The sequence below is a fragment of the Commensalibacter communis genome (assembly GCF_947179105.1).
Taxonomy (GTDB): Bacteria; Pseudomonadota; Alphaproteobacteria; order Acetobacterales; family Acetobacteraceae; genus Commensalibacter; species Commensalibacter communis.
This window is the reverse complement of the sequence record NZ_CAMXCK010000001.1, coordinates 157,312-175,408: the sequence shown is the minus strand read 5'-3', so window position 1 is coordinate 175,408 and position 18,097 is coordinate 157,312. Positions and strand designations below refer to the sequence as shown.

The 18,097-nt window shown below is 39.3% G+C and carries 10 protein-coding genes; all 10 read right to left on the bottom strand.

The genetic code is table 11. The annotated features are described in order from the left end of the window. Window positions 1-72 precede the first annotated feature (72 nt). Window positions 73-4,245, bottom strand: coding sequence for a DNA-directed RNA polymerase subunit beta (gene rpoB / locus PQG52_RS00850; RefSeq protein ID WP_271828154.1), 4,173 nt, complete (start codon window positions 4,243-4,245; stop codon window positions 73-75). A 271-nt stretch (window positions 4,246-4,516) separates the two neighbouring features. Beyond that, complete coding sequence (rplL, locus tag PQG52_RS00845; RefSeq protein ID WP_271789350.1) at window positions 4,517-4,885, bottom strand: 50S ribosomal protein L7/L12; 369 nt, start codon at window positions 4,883-4,885, stop codon at window positions 4,517-4,519. A gap of 84 nt (window positions 4,886-4,969) precedes the next feature. Then, on the bottom strand, window positions 4,970-5,488 hold the full coding sequence (gene rplJ, locus PQG52_RS00840) for a 50S ribosomal protein L10 (RefSeq protein WP_271827476.1): 519 nt from the start codon (window positions 5,486-5,488) through the stop codon (window positions 4,970-4,972). 277 nt (window positions 5,489-5,765) lie between these two features. Next, window positions 5,766-6,461 (bottom strand): 50S ribosomal protein L1, encoded by a 696-nt coding sequence (gene rplA, locus PQG52_RS00835; RefSeq protein WP_271827475.1) that lies wholly within the window; start codon window positions 6,459-6,461, stop codon window positions 5,766-5,768. A 3-nt stretch (window positions 6,462-6,464) separates the two neighbouring features. Beyond that, window positions 6,465-6,899: a 50S ribosomal protein L11 gene (gene rplK, locus PQG52_RS00830; RefSeq protein WP_271789353.1), complete on the bottom strand. Its 435-nt coding sequence runs from the start codon at window positions 6,897-6,899 to the stop codon at window positions 6,465-6,467. Window positions 6,900-7,078: 179 nt separating this feature from the next. Next, on the bottom strand, window positions 7,079-8,317 hold the full coding sequence (locus PQG52_RS00825; RefSeq protein WP_271827473.1) for a polysaccharide pyruvyl transferase family protein: 1,239 nt from the start codon (window positions 8,315-8,317) through the stop codon (window positions 7,079-7,081). 139 nt (window positions 8,318-8,456) lie between these two features. Continuing rightward, window positions 8,457-9,971, bottom strand: a complete 1,515-nt coding sequence (locus tag PQG52_RS00820) for an efflux transporter outer membrane subunit (protein ID WP_271827471.1) — start codon at window positions 9,969-9,971, stop codon at window positions 8,457-8,459. After that, window positions 9,971-11,221, bottom strand: a complete 1,251-nt coding sequence (locus tag PQG52_RS00815) for an efflux RND transporter periplasmic adaptor subunit (RefSeq protein ID WP_271789356.1) — start codon at window positions 11,219-11,221, stop codon at window positions 9,971-9,973. Before PQG52_RS00815 ends, PQG52_RS00820 begins: the two co-directional genes overlap by 1 nt. Then, a complete protein-coding gene (locus PQG52_RS00810) occupies window positions 11,221-14,370 on the bottom strand; it encodes an efflux RND transporter permease subunit (protein ID WP_271827469.1) in 3,150 nt (1,049 codons plus the stop codon). Before PQG52_RS00810 ends, PQG52_RS00815 begins: the two co-directional genes overlap by 1 nt. Before the next feature lie 493 nt (window positions 14,371-14,863). Beyond that, complete coding sequence (locus PQG52_RS00805; RefSeq protein ID WP_271827467.1) at window positions 14,864-18,067, bottom strand: YhdP family protein; 3,204 nt, start codon at window positions 18,065-18,067, stop codon at window positions 14,864-14,866. Window positions 18,068-18,097 lie beyond the last annotated feature (30 nt).

Sequence of the window (18,097 nt, the reverse complement as noted above, 5' to 3'; positions counted from 1 at the left end):
CCTTTGGGGGATAGAGGTGTTATCAAAAATAACACCTCTTTATTAAAATACTTACAAACCAAATCAATATGCTTATTCAGCACTTTGTTCCAGTTCAACATTCAAACCGAGCGATTTCAGTTCTTTAATCAATACGTTAAAGCTTTCTGGAATACCTGCTTCAAAGTCATCTTGATCTTTAACAATCGCTTCATACACTTTCGTTCTACCAGAAACGTCATCGGATTTAACCGTCAACATTTCTTGTAATGTATATGCAGCTCCATAAGCTTCCAACGCCCAAACTTCCATTTCCCCGAAACGTTGACCACCAAATTGAGCTTTACCACCCAATGGCTGTTGTGTAACCAAGGAATACGGTCCAATTGAACGTGCGTGAATCTTATCATCAACCAAGTGATGCAATTTCAGCATGTAAATATAACCAACTGTCACTGGACGTTCGAAAACCTCACCTGTGCGACCATCAATTAACGTGCTTTGTCCAGATGGATTCAATCCTGCTTGGGTCAACATGCCTTCAATATCAGGAATACTTGCACCATCAAACACAGGGGTCATGATCGATACACCCTTGCGGATATCGTTACAGAATTCGACCAACTCATTATCATCAAGATCAACAATTTTTTCTTGGTAAGTTTTTTCACCATAAATTGTTTTAAGACGATTCAAAAGCTCCTGCTTCTTCTCACCTTGACGAACATAATCATCGACCACTTGACTAACTTGCTTACCAATATTGGCACAAGCCCAGCCCAAATGCGTTTCAAGAATCTGTCCAACATTCATACGAGAAGGCACACCCAGTGGATTCAACACGAGATCAACAGAAGTTCCATCTTCAAGGAACGGCATATCTTCAACAGGAACAACACGGGAAACAACCCCTTTGTTACCATGACGACCCGCCATTTTATCACCAGGTTGTAATTTACGTTTAACAGCAATGAAAACTTTAACCATTTTCATTACACCCGGAGGAAGCTCATCGCCACGTTGTAATTTATCAACTTTATTGTTGAAACGTGCTTGAACCCCAGCAACTTCACGATCAAAATCTCGTTTAACTGCTTCGATGTTGGCCATGACTGCATCGTCAGCAACAACAATATTGCGCCAAGCCCCTTTAGGATGCTCTGACAATACGTCAAGTGTTAATACAGTTCCTGAAGGAATCCCTTTGAAACCAACACCAGCAGTTTGATCCAATAAGTTTTCTCTTAAACGATTATAGAATGAACGCTCTTGAATAGCCAATTCATCATCACGGTCTTTACTCAAACGTTCAATTTCAGCACGTTCAATCGCCATCGCACGTTCGTCTTTATCAATACCACGACGAGAGAATACACGAACATCAACAATCGTACCGCTGGTTCCGGGAGGAAGTTTCAAAGATGTATCACGAACATCAGAAGCTTTTTCACCGAAAATAGAACGTAAAAGTTTTTCTTCTGGTGTCATTGGGCTTTCACCCTTAGGCGTAATTTTACCGACTAAAATATCACCAGGATTAACTTCTGCACCGATATAAACGATCCCAGCTTCATCCAAATTGCGAAGTGCTTCTTCACCAACATTTGGAATATCACGTGTGATTTCTTCTTGCCCTAATTTTGTATCACGAGCCATAACTTCGAATTCTTCAATGTGAATTGAAGTAAATACGTCATCACGAGCGATACGTTCTGAAATTAAGATTGAATCTTCGAAGTTATATCCATTCCAAGGCATAAACGCGACCAACACGTTGCGCCCCAAAGCCAATTCGCCTAATTCAGTTGATGGACCATCGGCGATGATATCACCCGCCTGAATTTGATCCCCTACATAGACAAGTGGACGTTGATTAATACATGTTGATTGGTTCGAACGAGTATATTTACGTAAACGATAAATATCTACACCTTGAGTTGAACCATTCTGATCCGTAGCACGAACAACGATACGAGCGCCATCAATTTGATCGACAACACCGCCCCGTTTTGCGACAATGGTTGCTCCTGAATCCCGAGCAACGGCTGCTTCCATACCCGTTCCCACCAAAGGTGCATCAGAACGAATTAAAGGTACAGCCTGACGTTGCATGTTCGAACCCATCAATGCACGGTTCGCATCATCGTTTTCCAAGAACGGGATCAAAGCTGCCGCAACAGACACCAATTGTTTTGGAGAAACGTCACAAGCCGTCACATCTTCTGGTTTAACCAACTGGAAGTCACCACTCTTACGAACAGAAACTAACTCGTCAGTCAAATTACCTTCAGCATCTTGCTTTGCATCAGCCTGAGCAACAATTAACTTGTCCTCTTCCATAGCAGATAGATATTTCCATCCATCTTGCAATTTGCCATCTTGCACCAGGCGATAAGGCGTTTCAATAAATCCGTATTTATTCACTTTCGCGTAAGTGGATAATGAGTTAATTAACCCAATATTCGGACCTTCAGGCGTCTCAATCGGACAAATACGACCATAATGCGTTGGATGAACGTCACGAACTTCAAACCCTGCACGCTCACGAGTCAACCCACCTGGTCCCAACGCAGACAAGCGGCGTTTATGGGTCACTTCGGATAATGGGTTGGTTTGATCCATAAATTGTGACAACTGAGAAGAACCAAAAAATTCTCTAACAGCAGCAACAGCAGGTTTAGCATTAATTAAATCATGAGGCATGACGGTATCAATATCCACTGATCCCATACGCTCACGAATGGCACGTTCCATTCTCAACAAACCAAGGCGATATTGATTTTCCATCAATTCACCAACAGAACGTACACGACGGTTTCCTAAGTTATCGATGTCATCGACACTACCTTGGCCATCTTTAAGTTCACACATGATTTTAATTGTGCGAAGAATATCAACTTTACGTAAAACGCGAATTGTGTCATCGCCAGGAACACCCAAGCGAATATTCATTTTTACACGACCAACGGCTGATAAGTCGTAGCGGTCATAATCAAAGAACAATCCACGTAATAAAGATTCAGCAGTTTCAGCAGTTGGTGGCTCACCAGGACGCATCACACGATAGATATCAACCAACGCATCGTCTCTGGAAGTATTTTTATCTGTAATTAATGTATTTCTAATCCAAGGCCCTGTGACATTATCTACAGCCAAAGTTGGGATTTCATCTAATCCAAGCTCTTCAAAACGATCTAATGTTGCTTCTGTAAGCTCTTCACCAGCTTCAGCGTAAATTTCACCCGTATTTTCATTCACCAAATCATGAGCAAAATAACGACCTAATAACTCTTCTCTACGAACTAAAACGCTTTTTGTTTTTTCTGCAATTTTACGTACGGTGCGTGCAGTAAGCTTCACATTAACATCGGCAACCACTTCACCTGTATCAGCATCAACCAATGGAGCCAATAACTTCATGTTACGGAAAGCATCTGGCTCGAATGAACGTGCCCAACCGCTATCGATCTTTTTAAACGTAACTGTATTGTAAAAATAAGAAAGAATTTCATCATCATCCATTCCACGTACTGGAATAGAATCTACATCCCCACCTTCTATTGCTTTTGCATCGCGCAATGCAATAGAGTTTTCGCCTTCGAGGGCGTACAACAATGTTGTAACAGGGAATTTTCTTTTACGATCAATACGAACGTAAATTAAATCTTTACTATCAAATTCAAAATCTAACCATGAACCACGATAAGGAATAATTCTGGCTGTAAATAAAAACTTACCAGAAGAATGCGTCTTACCACCATCATGATCAAAAAACACACCTGGACTACGGTGCATTTGCGATACAATAACGCGTTCCGTACCATTGACGATAAAGGTACCATTTTCCGTCATCAAAGGCATATCACCCATATAAACAGGTTGCTCTTTAATATCGCGAATAGAACGTGAACCTGTATCTTCGTCAATGTCCCATACAATCAAACGAAGAACGACTCTCAAAGGTGCCGCATAGGTCAATCCACGCTGAAGACATTCCTCAACATCATATTTCGGTTCTTCAAATTCGTAATTTACAAATTCGAGACGACCATTACCCGCAAAATCATTGATTGGAAAAATCGAACGAAATACTTCTTCCAACCCCATTAAGGAACGGTTCTCTGGCTTTACATCGCGCTGTAAAAAAGCCTCATAACTCGCCCTTTGCACATCAATAAGATTCGGCATTGGTGCGATTTCTGGAATCCGTCCAAAATTTTTGCGAATGCGCTTGCGTCCCGTGAACGATTTGCTTACCGCGTTCATCGTGTATTGTGCCCCATCGCTTGTTGCCAACTATATTTGTTTTTATCCATACATCTGTAAAACAAATAATCGGCTAATGATAACTAAAATATAACTCTCAACCAAAGAGTTACGCCTACCCCTAAAACCTAGGGAAACATATTTTATTTACGTCGTCAAAAAAAACTCTTTAACGACCAAGTAGGCGGACACCCAAACCTTGGGTTCCGCCCTACCGTAATCCTAAATCCAACGATATAGAGAAAGCCCTATAAACGTTTGATCCATAGCATTATTTAAATTCGACAGTAGCACCTTGTTCTTCAAGGGTCTTCTTAATTTTTTCTGCCTCATCTTTATTCACACCCTCTTTAAGAGTTTGTGGTGCACCTTCAACAAGATCTTTAGCTTCTTTTAAACCAAGACCTGTGATTGCGCGAACTTCTTTAATGACATTAATTTTTTTGTCACCAGATTTAGCAAGAATTACATCAAATTCTGTTTTTTCTTCAGCAGCAGCAGCAGGAGCAGCAGCAGCAGCAACAGCAACTGGAGCAGCAGCAGAGACACCCCATTTTTCTTCTAACATTTTAGAAAGTTCTGCAGCTTCCAAAACAGTTAATGCAGATAATTCGTCAACAATTTTAGCTAAATCAGCCATGATATCTATCCTATTTATATACTAATATAAGTGTTCAATACAAATTTACTAATAATTTAGCAAATTAATAAAAGCTTAATCTTATTAAGCCGCTTCACCTTTGTCCGCATAAGCGCCAAAAACCCGTGCCAATTGTCCAGCAGGAGCTTGAACAACACCAGCAATACGCGTAGCAGGTGTAGAAATAAGCCCAACCAGCTGTGCACGCAATACATCCAATGAAGGCAATTCTGCTAGAGCTTTAACTTGATTTAAATCAAGCATCTGCCCATCTAAATTACCACCAAGAATTTCAAGTTTATCATTGGTTTTGGCGAACTCGACGGCTACTTTCGCAACTGAAACTGGATCTTGTGCCCATGCAAGAGCAATTGGACCAGTTAACAATGGGGTAATACCTTCGAATGGGGTACCTTTAGCAGCAAGGGTGACCAAGCGGTTTTTTCCAACTTTATAAGTTGCACCAGCAGCGCGCATACGACGACGCAAATCTGTAACAGCAGCCACATCCAACCCTTTGTTACGTGTAACAACAAGCATTGATGTATTTGCGAAAACAGATGCCATGGAAGCAACAAAAGCTCGTTTTTCCGTGCGGTCCAAATCCCGTCTCCAATTTGATCAGTCAATTATTGACTGTTCAGGTTACCATTTAGATTATATCTATAAAATACAATCCGGTTCGCCTGTCCTAAACGGTTACACTAGCACATAAACAGACTTGTAAAAATCTATACATACCAGCCCCGCCTCCCGTTCGCAGCTACGAGAACTTTTAAAACTAAGTTACGTACGGTCTTGGACAGGTGTAGGGCAAGATATCTTACCCTATATATGCATTGACTTGTAAAATACAAGCCAATGATAACTCTATATCATATTAACCAGCGTTAACGCTAGCAATATCGATTTCAATCCCAGGACCCATTGTTGAGGAAAGATAAATTTTCTTCATATAGGTTCCTTTTACACCTGTTGGACGTGCTTTTTGCACCACATCGACAAATGCACGGATATTTTCTACAAGATTGGTTGCAGTAAAAGATGCTTTACCAATACCAGCATGCACAACACCACCTTTTTCAGCGCGATATTCTACTTGTCCAGATTTGGCTGCACTAACCGCACCCTTAACATCCATTGTCACCGTTCCCAATTTAGGGTTTGGCATTAATCCACGTGGACCAAGCACCTTACCTAAACGACCAACCAATGCCATCATGTCAGGGGTTGCAATACAACGGTCAAAATCAATTTGACCAGCTTGAATTTTTTCAGCTAGATCTTCATCACCAACAACATCAGCACCTGCCACTCTTGCTTCTTCAGCTTTATCACCACGAGCAAAAACACCAACGCGTAATGTTTTACCTGTTCCATGAGGAAGAGACATTAAGCCACGAACCATTTGGTCTGCATAACGAGGATCTACACCCAAGTTAATCGCAATTTCAATGGTTTCATCAAATTTAGCCTTAGCATTACCAACAACAAGAGCAATCGCTTCTTGTAGAGAATAAACTTTATGACGTTCTAAAGTAGCATGAGCCGCAGCAAGACGTTTATTTTTAGCCATGTCTTAAGACTCCTCTACTTTCAAGCCCATTGAACGTGCTGATCCAACCAACATACGAACTGCACCATCGACATCGTTCGCATTCATGTCTTTCATTTTTTCAGCAGCAATTTCACGCAATTGGCTCATTTTGACTGTACCAACAGTCGCACCTTTACCGATAACTTGAGCGCCTTTTGATACTTTAGCAGCTTTTAACAAGAAATACGTATTCGGTGGTGTTTTTGTAATAAAGCTAAATGTGCGATCTGCATAAGCAGTAATCACGACAGGAATTGGCATTCCTGGTTCAAGATTTTGAGTCGCAGCATTAAACTCTTTACAGAATTGCATAATATTCAAACCGCGTTGACCCAATGCTGGACCAACTGGTGGGGATGGATTCGCCTTCCCCGCAGGAATTTGTAATTTAATGTAGCCAACAATCTTTTTGGCCATATCCGGGTCTCCTTAATAAATTCTACCCAGACCGCGGTTCACACGAAAACCGTAAAGAAATATTCAATTACCTTACAGTTCATCTCCCGCGTTCCGATGAGAACTTGCATTTTTCTTATGTTTTTATTTTTTTGTCAAGATTTTTAATTTAGAACAAGAAAAATAATAATTTATCCAACTTAGTTATTAATAACCTTAATTAAATCAAAAGCCATATCCAAATCTAAATTAACATACTTACAGTTCTTGATTTGCTTAATAACCCTATCTAAAATAAATGCCTTTTTATCTATAAAATGGCTTTTAATATCTGCATGGTGTGACAAAGCGTTCCTAACCTTTGCTAACACCTCTTCACTATTGGAAAACATTCTTTCCGCATCAGTAAAGTTGACAACATCCCAAGCACTACCCATCATATTCACAGAAGCATGTTTTACATCATAATATTTATTACTAGACAACGCTATTCCCCTGCATCCCCACAAAGATGCAATAAGGTGGACATGATATCTACTAGTAATAAAAAAGCTATCTTTGTGCACAGGTATCCCATGTTCTAACAAAGTAAAATGATCCACATAAGAAACGGTAAGCCCATAAGAATGCATTCGATCCATTGTTTCTTTCATTTTAATTCGAGAATCTGGCTCCATAGCTGCAATAAGCTTTAAATTTCTAATTCCATTGTTTGCGAAATGCAATAAAAGATCTTCTGATAATATTTTTGGGAGCAATGCGTCCCCATGAAAAAGATCATTCTGCAAACAAATAACAAGTGACGGTTCGTCTTCTTCTTTAACTAGATAATTTTTTTCTCTATCAAAAGCCATCAGGACATCATCACCTGAGTAACTAATATTGAAGCTGTTGCACATCGACAATAAACTGAAGCTTTCTTTATCGCGCACATCACATAATGAAAAATGTTTAAATAACTTTACAAAATTATAATATGCTGGATCGCACGGGAGCAAACCTAACCCTGTAGCAAATACAGGTATTTTAGCCTCACAAGCCACTAATAAAGAAGATAAAATCAAGATATAAGCCCTAGACCACATCGAATTAATATAGCCACCACCAAATAAATGTATGGCTTCTATTCCAAACTCTTTTAGATTTTGCGCGATAGCTTTAATATCGTTTTTATAGTTATCTATGTCAATAATTGATATTTTATTGTCTTCTATACGAAAATGCCTTGACGTTTTAAAAATACTTTGAACATCTGACACGGCATATACCTTATCCACATGCATAACCTCTATACAGCGCTTTAATTCCGCCCCCCAGCCATCACAAAAAACCATTCCCCCCTGGAAAAGATCCAAATAATTATTAATCCATACCCGCATAATTGCTTCGTCGCCAAAGTTAGGGTGTCCAGCCGCGCCAACAAGTAAACAAGACTTCATAATTAATCCCCTTAATATTTTATTAATTAGAATATATTGAATAACACATTCTAAAACCTAGAAGAGCGCTATTATTTCAAATTATCTATACAAATCTCTTATTAAACAACTCTTGTCAAATATTTTCCAATCTTATCTATTATGGACTTACAAGAGAATAATCTAAATGACTATACTGAAACACACCCACTGATTCTAACTTTTTCTGTGGCAGTTCGTTTGCATCCCATCCCCCACCTAAAGCGGTGATCAGATTGACAGAAGCTTGCATTAATCTGGTTTGACTTTCAACTTCTGCTATCTGGGCGGTTAGGGCTGCCGTTTGTGCGGTAACAACATCCAAATAATTTGTTAGCCCACCCGTGTATAAAGACATTGCCATCCCTTGTGTTCGCAATGCTGCTTCTGATGCTGCTTTATTCTCTTTGAATTTTTGAGACATCTTTTGAGTTAATGTCAAATTGTCAGCAACCTCTTTAAATCCATTTAATACTACGGAACGATAATTGTCTCTGGTTTGTCGATATTGAGACCAATTCCTTTGTAACGTTGCTCTGCGTAATCCACCTTGAAATAGAGGGAGGGCGGCCTTAACTGCCGCTGACCACATACTGTTCGGCAATGTGGCTAAACCAAAACCACTATCTTCAAATCCACTTAAGGCATTAATGGTAATATCTGGATAAAAAGCTGTTTTTGATACCCCAATCGCACGATTAGCCGCTGCCATTTGACGTTCAGCGCTGGCAATATCAGGGCGACGTTGTAACAAGGCAGAAGGAACCCCCAAAGGCACATTGGGAATATACATCGCCTCATTCGATTTTACAGGTTCAACATGAAAACCCATGGGAACTTGATTGACCAATACCGCAATTGCATGTTCTGTAATATCACGTTGAGCCTGAATTTCTGTCTGTTGTGCCTTGGTCATTTCAAGTTGATTTTCAGCTCTTGATACGTCAATGCCCGCAGCAATTGCCCCCATTTGACGCATACGTGTCACATCAACAGCTGCTTCAAAATACTTAATTGACTCTTTTAACACTTCATTTTGCGCATCATATCCACGTAAAATCATATAGTTTCTGGCTAATTCGGCTTGTAAACTCAACTTAGCCGCTTCATAGTCAGCAGCACTCACTTGTGCTAGACTGCGCTGCATTTTGATCTGATTACGAATCCTGCCCCACAAATCAACCTCCCACATTGCAGAGGCTTGATATTGGGCATTATTCTCTGTAATAGGTCCATTGCTTGTCGAGCTACGAAACAGACGATTATGAGACTGTTTATACCGTCCTCCACCAGCCGAGAGTGTTAAATTAGGATAGAGCTGAGATTTGACTTCGCTTAACAACGCACGACTTTGCATAAAAGTTTCTGCGGCAGCCTTTAGATCAGGGTTATTTTTATTCAGCTGGTCTTCTAATTGATTTAAAGTCGTATCGTTAAATACAGTCCACCATGTCCCTTTTGGGATTTCATCTAAAGGTTGAGCAACATGAAACGGCGCCGTCCCTTGCCATGTATCAGGCAAAGCATATTGAGGTTGTTTATATTCAGGGGCTAAATCACATGCGCTTAACATCAACAAACCCGAAACTAAACATATCCCTATTCGAGTGTGCTGTAATCTAAAGTTATTCAACATTATTGTTGTACCTCGACAGGTTGTGCAGCATTTTTCTTGAGCGATTCATTTTCATGTTTAGGAGTTATTTGCTCTGTATTTTGAAAATCATCATTATACCCAGGGGTGCTATCCACTAACTTCACCAATTGCCCGTCCATCAATCCAGCCGAAGGGTTATTCACAACACGGTCTGTTTTAGTAACCCCTGATAAGATTTGTACAGATTTACCCAAATTATTTCCCAAAGTCACATTGTGCATTCGAACCCGATTATCCGTTCCAATCACAGCAACTTGCATACCTTGCGCTCTAAAAATCAGTGCTTGTTCTGGTAAGATTAATATATTAGGATCTGCAGGGGCGATGAAATGAACATTTACAAAAGTACCCGGCCACAATAAATGAGATGCATTATCAACCGTTAATTCGGTTGTCACTGTTCGGGTCGTTGTATTAAATGCCCGCGCAGACGTTAAATAATCTGCTTTAAAAATTTTCCCAGGATATTGAATAGCTGTCAATTCCGCTTTAACACCAGACTTTAAAATAGAGGCATAATCTTGTGGCACATCGACAAATACACGTAATCGATGAATGTCCGCCACGGTAAATAATTCCGTAGCTTTTCCTGAACGACTCAGATCACCATTATCATTCACAAAATCCCCAACATCCGTTAAACGAGAGGTTACCACACCATCAAAAGGGGCACGAATACTTCTAAACGCTTGTAAAGCCGCATAGCGATCAACATCATGTTTTGCAGCATCAACCAAAGCATCTTGCACTTTCGCATTTGCCGCCTGCACGTCTACTTCTTGTTGTGAAACAGCTTTTGTTCCAGAAAGTGCTTTCCATCGTTGTGCTGTAACTTTGGCTAGCTGATATTTTGTTTGAGCCACTTTTAAATTGGCTCTGGCTGCTTCATACTCAGCATCTAAACCTGGGGTGTCAATGGTTGCTAATATATCCCCAGCTTTAACGTCAGCACCAAAATCTTTATACCATTGCTTAACATAGCCAGAGACTTGAGCATAAATAGGAGCCTGATACCAAGCCGTTACATTTCCTGGCAAGGTCAGGTTACGGACTGTGGGACCCGTTTGTGGATTAATATATTGCACTCTTGGTATAGATGAATCTTTAGCTTCCTTGACCAACACGTGAACATGATGCTGGCGTTGAACTATTTCTATTCCAGTGTAAATGACTGCACCGACCGCAATAAATGCAAAAACTGCTTTTGTTTTTTTTGAAAATCCAGACATTAAACAGCTTCCTTTTTCTGGCGATAATAAACAAGTGCAAAAACACAAGGAACAAAGAGTAAAGTTGCTAAGGTTGCAACGCTTAATCCACCCATCACTGCTCTACCCAGAGGGGCGTTTTGAGTATTGCTGAGTGACATTGGTAACATCCCAATAATCATTGCCGAAGCCGTCATTAAAACAGGTCGAATACGTCCATACCCTGCTTCCACTGCTGCTAAAACAGCATTTCCATGCACAGCTAAACGTTCCCTTGCAAATGAAACGACTAAAATAGAATTCGCCGTAGCCGTACCCATACACATAATCGCCCCCGTTAATGCAGGTACAGATATAGAACTATGGGTTATAAATAAACTCCAAGCAATTCCAGCTAATGCACCAGGCAATGCCGTGATAATCACAAATGGATCCAACCAAGACTGGAAATTAACAACAATAATCAGATAAACTAATAAAATTGACATGGCTAAGCCACCGATCAATTGAGAATATGCATTATACATGGTTGTTGATTGCCCTCGGATCGCAATCGTGGATCCTCTGGGCAATTGAGAATTAAGATCGTGAACCACTTTATTTACATCCGCTGATACGGCACCTAAATCCCGACCATCGTTGCTGGCATAAATCTCGAAAACAGGCATGATATTATAATGAGAAACCTCTCCACCCGTTCCAGTTTGTGAAATGTGACTTAAAGACCCCAACATTTGTGTTTTTGTTTTCCCACTAGCGCCCTCTGGCCCATTGACAGGAATGGTTTCCAAATCATTCATCGTTTGTAGTTCTGCTTGCGGTGTTTGGATATTGACCAAATGGGAAACACCAGTTTTAGGATCAAGCCAATAAGTCGGAGCCGTCTGACCACTGCCTGACAATGTTGCCAACGCATTATTAGCAATATCAGCCTCTGTTAATCCTGTGCTGAGGGCAAATGTTCTGCGTGTATTTATCATTAACGTTGGAGTAGTCACTGTTTGTTGCACCCGAACATCAGCAATCCCAGGAATATTTTTTAATTTAGAAGCCACAAATTTAGCATATTCATAATTTGCAGATAGATTACGTCCGACAATTTGAACATTAATTGGTGCGGGCAAGCCAAAATTCAGAATCTTGGCCGTCATATCCCCTGGCATAAATGCAAAATCCGTCCCAGGAAATTTATCCCTTAACCCTTGACGTAATATTTTACGATATTCTGTAATCGGAGATTCAGAGTTATTCAAAGAAATTGTTAAATCACAATCTTGCGACCCAATAGTAGGCGTGGGAATAAAAGCCTGATTAAGACTACTGAATGGTAGTCCACAATTATTGACAATGCCTTTGACCTGGCCAGGTAACAATTTCTCTATTTCTTCATTAACTAAATACGAGATTTTACCTGTTTCTTCAATCCGCGTCCCTAAAGGCGCGCGCATATGCAAATCCAGTTCCCCTGATTTAATTTCAGGGAAAAAATCCTGCCCACAAAAATATAATAATCCCATCGAAGCAAGCGAAAAAACCATAAATCCAGCAATAAATCCTTTTCGAATTGATAATAAATGCTCTAATAATGCCTTATAATTTGTTCTAAAACGCTCAAAACCTGCGTCAAAACGATTTAAAAACTTTTGAAGTTTTGAAATCTTTCGATTAGGATTTTCATGCTCTCTGATCTGACCTGGCAAAAGATAATAAGCCATCGTGGGAACCAAGGTTCTGGATAAAATAAAAGAAGCGATCATCGCAAAAATAATAGCTTCTGCCATTGGCATAAATAACCATCCACCTACGCCAGTCAACTCAAATAACGGAAACCACACAATACAAATGCAAAGTGTAGAGACAAAGGTTGGAATAACAATTTGATTGGCCGCATCCACAATTGCGTCATAGAGATTTTTTCCCATCTCTAAATGCGTATCAATATTTTCAATCATCACCGTAGCATCATCAACCAAGATACCCACTGCTAACGCCAGCCCCCCAAGGGTCATAACATTAATGGTTTGCCCTGCTAAATCCAATCCAATCAACGCCGTTAAAATAGCCAAAGGAATTGACGTGGCAATAATTAACGTGGATCGCCACGAACCCAAAAATAAAATGACCACTATGCTGGTCAATAAAGCAGCAATAACCATTTCATGGACAACGTCTTCCACGGACTCTTTTACGAAAGTCGAAGCGTCTGAGATAATGTCAATATTAACCCCTGGTGGCAGTGTTTTTTGCACTTGAGGTAATAATTTTTTTATCCCAGATACAACATTCAATGTTGATACATCACCTGATTTCATTACCACCATCAAAATGGCTTTGTGCCCTTTTACCAACACTAAATTTGTTTGTGGTGAACCGCCTCTGTGCACCCAAGCAACGTCTTTTAAATAAACAGTCGCATTTCCAACTTGCTTAATAGGAATATTGTTAAATTCTTCTATCGCCCGTGGTGTTGCATTTGTTTGCACCATAAAGTCAACAGCACCAATCTTTTGATCCCCAGCTGGCAGAACTATATTTTGCTGATTGAGCGCATTTCCAATGTCGGTAGCCGTCAATCCATAGGCCAATAAGCGTTTTTGATTTAAAGAAACTTGTACATTGTTAGCCGTTCCCCCATAGGGTGAAGGCAATGCTGCCCCTGCTACTGAAACCAATGATGGGCGGATAAGGTTAGAGGCCATATCATAAAGCTGAGACCCTGTTATAGTGCTGGAGGATATTTTTAACATCAATACAGGGACAGAAGACGCGTTATATTTCAAAATCAAAGGAGGCGTAATCCCCTTTGGCATTTGTTTTAAAACAGTTTGAGAAACAGACGTGATTTGAGTTTGTGCCTCGGCAATATTTGTTCCAGGCTGAAAAAATATTTTTACAATCCCGCGACCATAAAAAGAATTGCTTTCAATATGCTCAATATTATCAACGGTTGACGTGAGGGCTCTTTCGTAATAGTAAGCCACTCGCCCTGACATATCCTCGGGCATTAATCCGTTATAATTCCAAACCACAGCGACAACAGGTATTTTAATATCAGGAAAAATATCTGTTGGTGTTTTAAAAATTGATAAAACCCCAAATACAACGATCAAAATTGCTAAGACAACAAAGGTATACGGGCGTTTTAACGCCGTAATAACTATCGCATTCACGTAACTAAATGCTCCATTTCTTTAGTTTTAATAATAAATAATTTTCACAGCAACTTAAATAACGATGTGCTTAATCATTTAACATGACTACAAATTATAAAGCTCTCATATAACGCTTAATTTATATAATCAGTATGATTTTATATAAATGAATAATCATGCCATAATAAGAATGATTATAAACCATTTAAATATGATACTAGATTAAATGAATTCTTGTTACATAAAAGAAATAACCCATAATATTACAAATTTCTCTTAAATCAAAAAATCATAATTAAGGTCAATAAGTCGAGATTAAGGCAGTATTAAGGCAAGTAGGTTCACTCTAAAAACTCGATATAACTGTATAAAACGTGAAAGCTCTTCATCCAACTTTTGTATTATTATTTCCTCCACTTTTGCAACTGAAATACAATCGTTATTCCCAGACCGTATTTTATTAAATATGTATCTATAAATAAAATACTACGGTTTCGTTAATAAAACTTAACTAATAAAACAGCTCTCTTAGAACCCCTGGAGTTAAAATTCGAGCAGGATATAGATCAAAAATTGGTTTTTTAAAGCCACCCTCGATATCAAAAGGAACGGCAACAAACCCGCCCCCTTTTTCTGGACTAAACAATTTGCCAACGCCAGGTAAAAAACCAAATAGTTTATTAATTGCGTATACAGGCACGATCGTCCCTCTTAAATTTAAATTGGCTTGATTAAGATCGATATCACCTTGCAACGTGGCCCCTAGTTCTGCGTTATGCACTAACCCATCGGTAACATTTAAAATTCCATCACCTAATGATAAATTAGTTTGAATAGTATCCAAAATAATTTCCTTGTTTTTTCGTTTCTTAAACAAACCGTAAATTGACGCATCGCTTAATCGGCGCATAGCAAGTGGGGCATTTTCTAACGTCACATTTTTGATCTTAACCCGACCAGTAAAAGGTGCAGAAGGTTTAGCATCATCAAATTGCCCTTTAAAAACAACCGTTCCTCCTTTTAATTGTGTTGAAACGCCCACCGTTTCTAAAAACTGACCAAAATCTTGAGCCTCTAAATGAAAATATCGATATTGATCTTTGGGGAATAATGAGGCTGTCAATACAAAAGGTTTGCGCATCCCATAAGATAAACGCATCAAGCGCACCCCATTATACTCCATATACGTTGTCACGTTGCTTAGGAATTGATCTTTGCGATAAAAAATCTTTTGCGCTTGTATATTCACAACCCACTTGCGTCCTCTTGGCCCTGAGTATCGACCTGTTGCAGCAATCGGAAGTTGATATTGATCTTTCGCTTTCGTAGTTTTACTTTTTTTCTTATCTTGCCCCACATATTTGTGAACAAAAGGTGCGATATCCAAAGCATCCGCTTTTACAGAAAGACGTATATCGCCCTTTTGTGGATTGTTCATCGCTTCTTTGGTCATGGGAATATTTAAGCTGGCTTGGCCAATTGAACGACCAATTTGGAAAGACGTAATATTTAACTGTTGAGGGGTATGATTAATAACGTCAATATTAGCATCTAATGAAAGATCTTTTCCTTGCGCATATAAATTATTAATACCAATTAATTTTCCTTGATCTAATGCTATTTCGCCAGCAAGTATAGCTGGTTGCCCAATATTTTTTGTCCATATCGGCAATTGAACACCTGCATTAAGCAAATCAAATCGTAATTTTACAGTTGCTTGACCATTATGCAATTTCTGATACCCAACATATAAAGGGATCTCTCCTATAAAATCGCCCGATGTATCGACCTTCATTTTTTTTAAACTATCAGGGGTAATATCCAATTTTGCCTGAGCGGTCTCTGTAATACTTTGCTCACTCTTATGCGAGAATTTTTGCATATATTTTAGGGTTATAGGAAAAACAGAGAATATCCCCTTGCCTGTTAACTCTAAATGGTCGGTATCCACGTTGATCGTCAATGACCCATTTTTAAAATCTCTGTCTAAAGCGACATTATCTAAATACGCATTGCGAATTTCATTATGACCTTGAATAGAAATTTGCTCTATTTTGACTTTCTTTTTCAAAGGTAGTTTGACTTTTAACGTCGTTTTTACATCTCCACTGGGATGCTTAAAAGGCAAAGGATGTCGGGATAATAAGCGTAATCTAGGTTCGTATAAAAGCGCAATAATATCTTGTAATTTTCCTTGGATATCAGTTGAAATTATCCCTGTTTCTTGATGATTATCAAGCCCAGTAATCCACATATCTCCTTTGGGCACTGATAATTTGTGATATTGATCTGTTGGTGTATTATTAGGATATACAACCTGATACCCATCCCAAAGCTTGATATAGATACGACTAGGATCCACAAAGCGTAGGCTCGCTTTCATATCTTTTAACGGTGGGGCTGGACGCAGCCAATGGATTTCCGCATGATCGGCTTCTTTAATACCACCGCCCAGATGCACTAAATCCAAATGTTCCCAGCCTTTTTGGCTGGATAATCCAGCTTCAATATTAAATCCGTGCACTTGCCCAGATGTGATATTCTCTGTTACCCACGCATGTGCACCTTTGGCAACCATTGCAGGCCAGTAATCTTTGATCGTTGCAAAATCTAACGTTGAACTATTCGCCGAGAAATTTACTCTAACTTCTTTAGTCTTAATTAAGCTTGATAAAAACAAAGATCCAGTAAATTGGAATAATGGCCCACTTTGATCCTGATCCAATGCCTTGGGAGAGCGTAATTGCAAAGCCATTTTGTCAATTGTCACATGAGCTGGTTTATACAAATCTGTTGAAAAATTAGCACGAATATGCGCATCAAGCGATGATGGATATAAATCTTGCCCCTTAACCCCAACTTTGCCTTTACCGGTTTTAATAGTTAAAGACATTTCATAAGGTTCTATAACAGATTGATTTTGTTCTGATTTTAAGCCAATATCTGCCATAAGTGAAATGGGAAGATTAACTTGTGCTAATTCTTTTAACGCTGGATTGATTTGTGCAAAATCAGCAGGATTGAACCCATCCATCTGCACATGCCATTTTAGTAAACCTGTGTTATTAAGCATCTGACGTGCTATTTCGATATTCTCATCGGCACCACTTTGTGCACTCAGATTAATCACATGACCATCAACATCAAGCTGCGCCATTACATGCCCAACAACGCCCAACGTATTTTGAATATAAAATGGTGAAATATTCATATCAATTTGTTTTAATTGAATGACTTTATTATTCACTTCATCCATTAATTTAACATGGCTATTACGAATAGTAATGTCATGCAGGTATTTTAGATTAAAATGAAACTTAGACTTAGAAGAGCTCTTTTTTTGATCGACTAGATCTAGTTGAATACTTTGATCCGTTGTTCTTTTAAACCGTAACTCTGCCCCAACCACATTCAAGGACAAAGGCTGTATCTCACGATGAAATAAAGGGGCAACTGCCAAGCCGAGCTTTGCATATTGGATACTTCCCTGCACATGTTCTTGATAATCCAAAATCTCAGCTTTTTGAATTTCTATTTGCAAAGGCGCTGAGAAACCTAGTTTCCATACAGGCCACGCAACAACAAGCTTCTGAAAATTCAACGTTCCTGCTGGGTGGTGTTTGTTCGTCCCTTTGATAATAGGTATAGGTAACCAAGATTTTACAAAAGGCGTAATATTCACCGGCTCTAAAGTAAGATAAATACCACCAGTCACCACAATAGCGCTTAAAAAAATTACTACTCC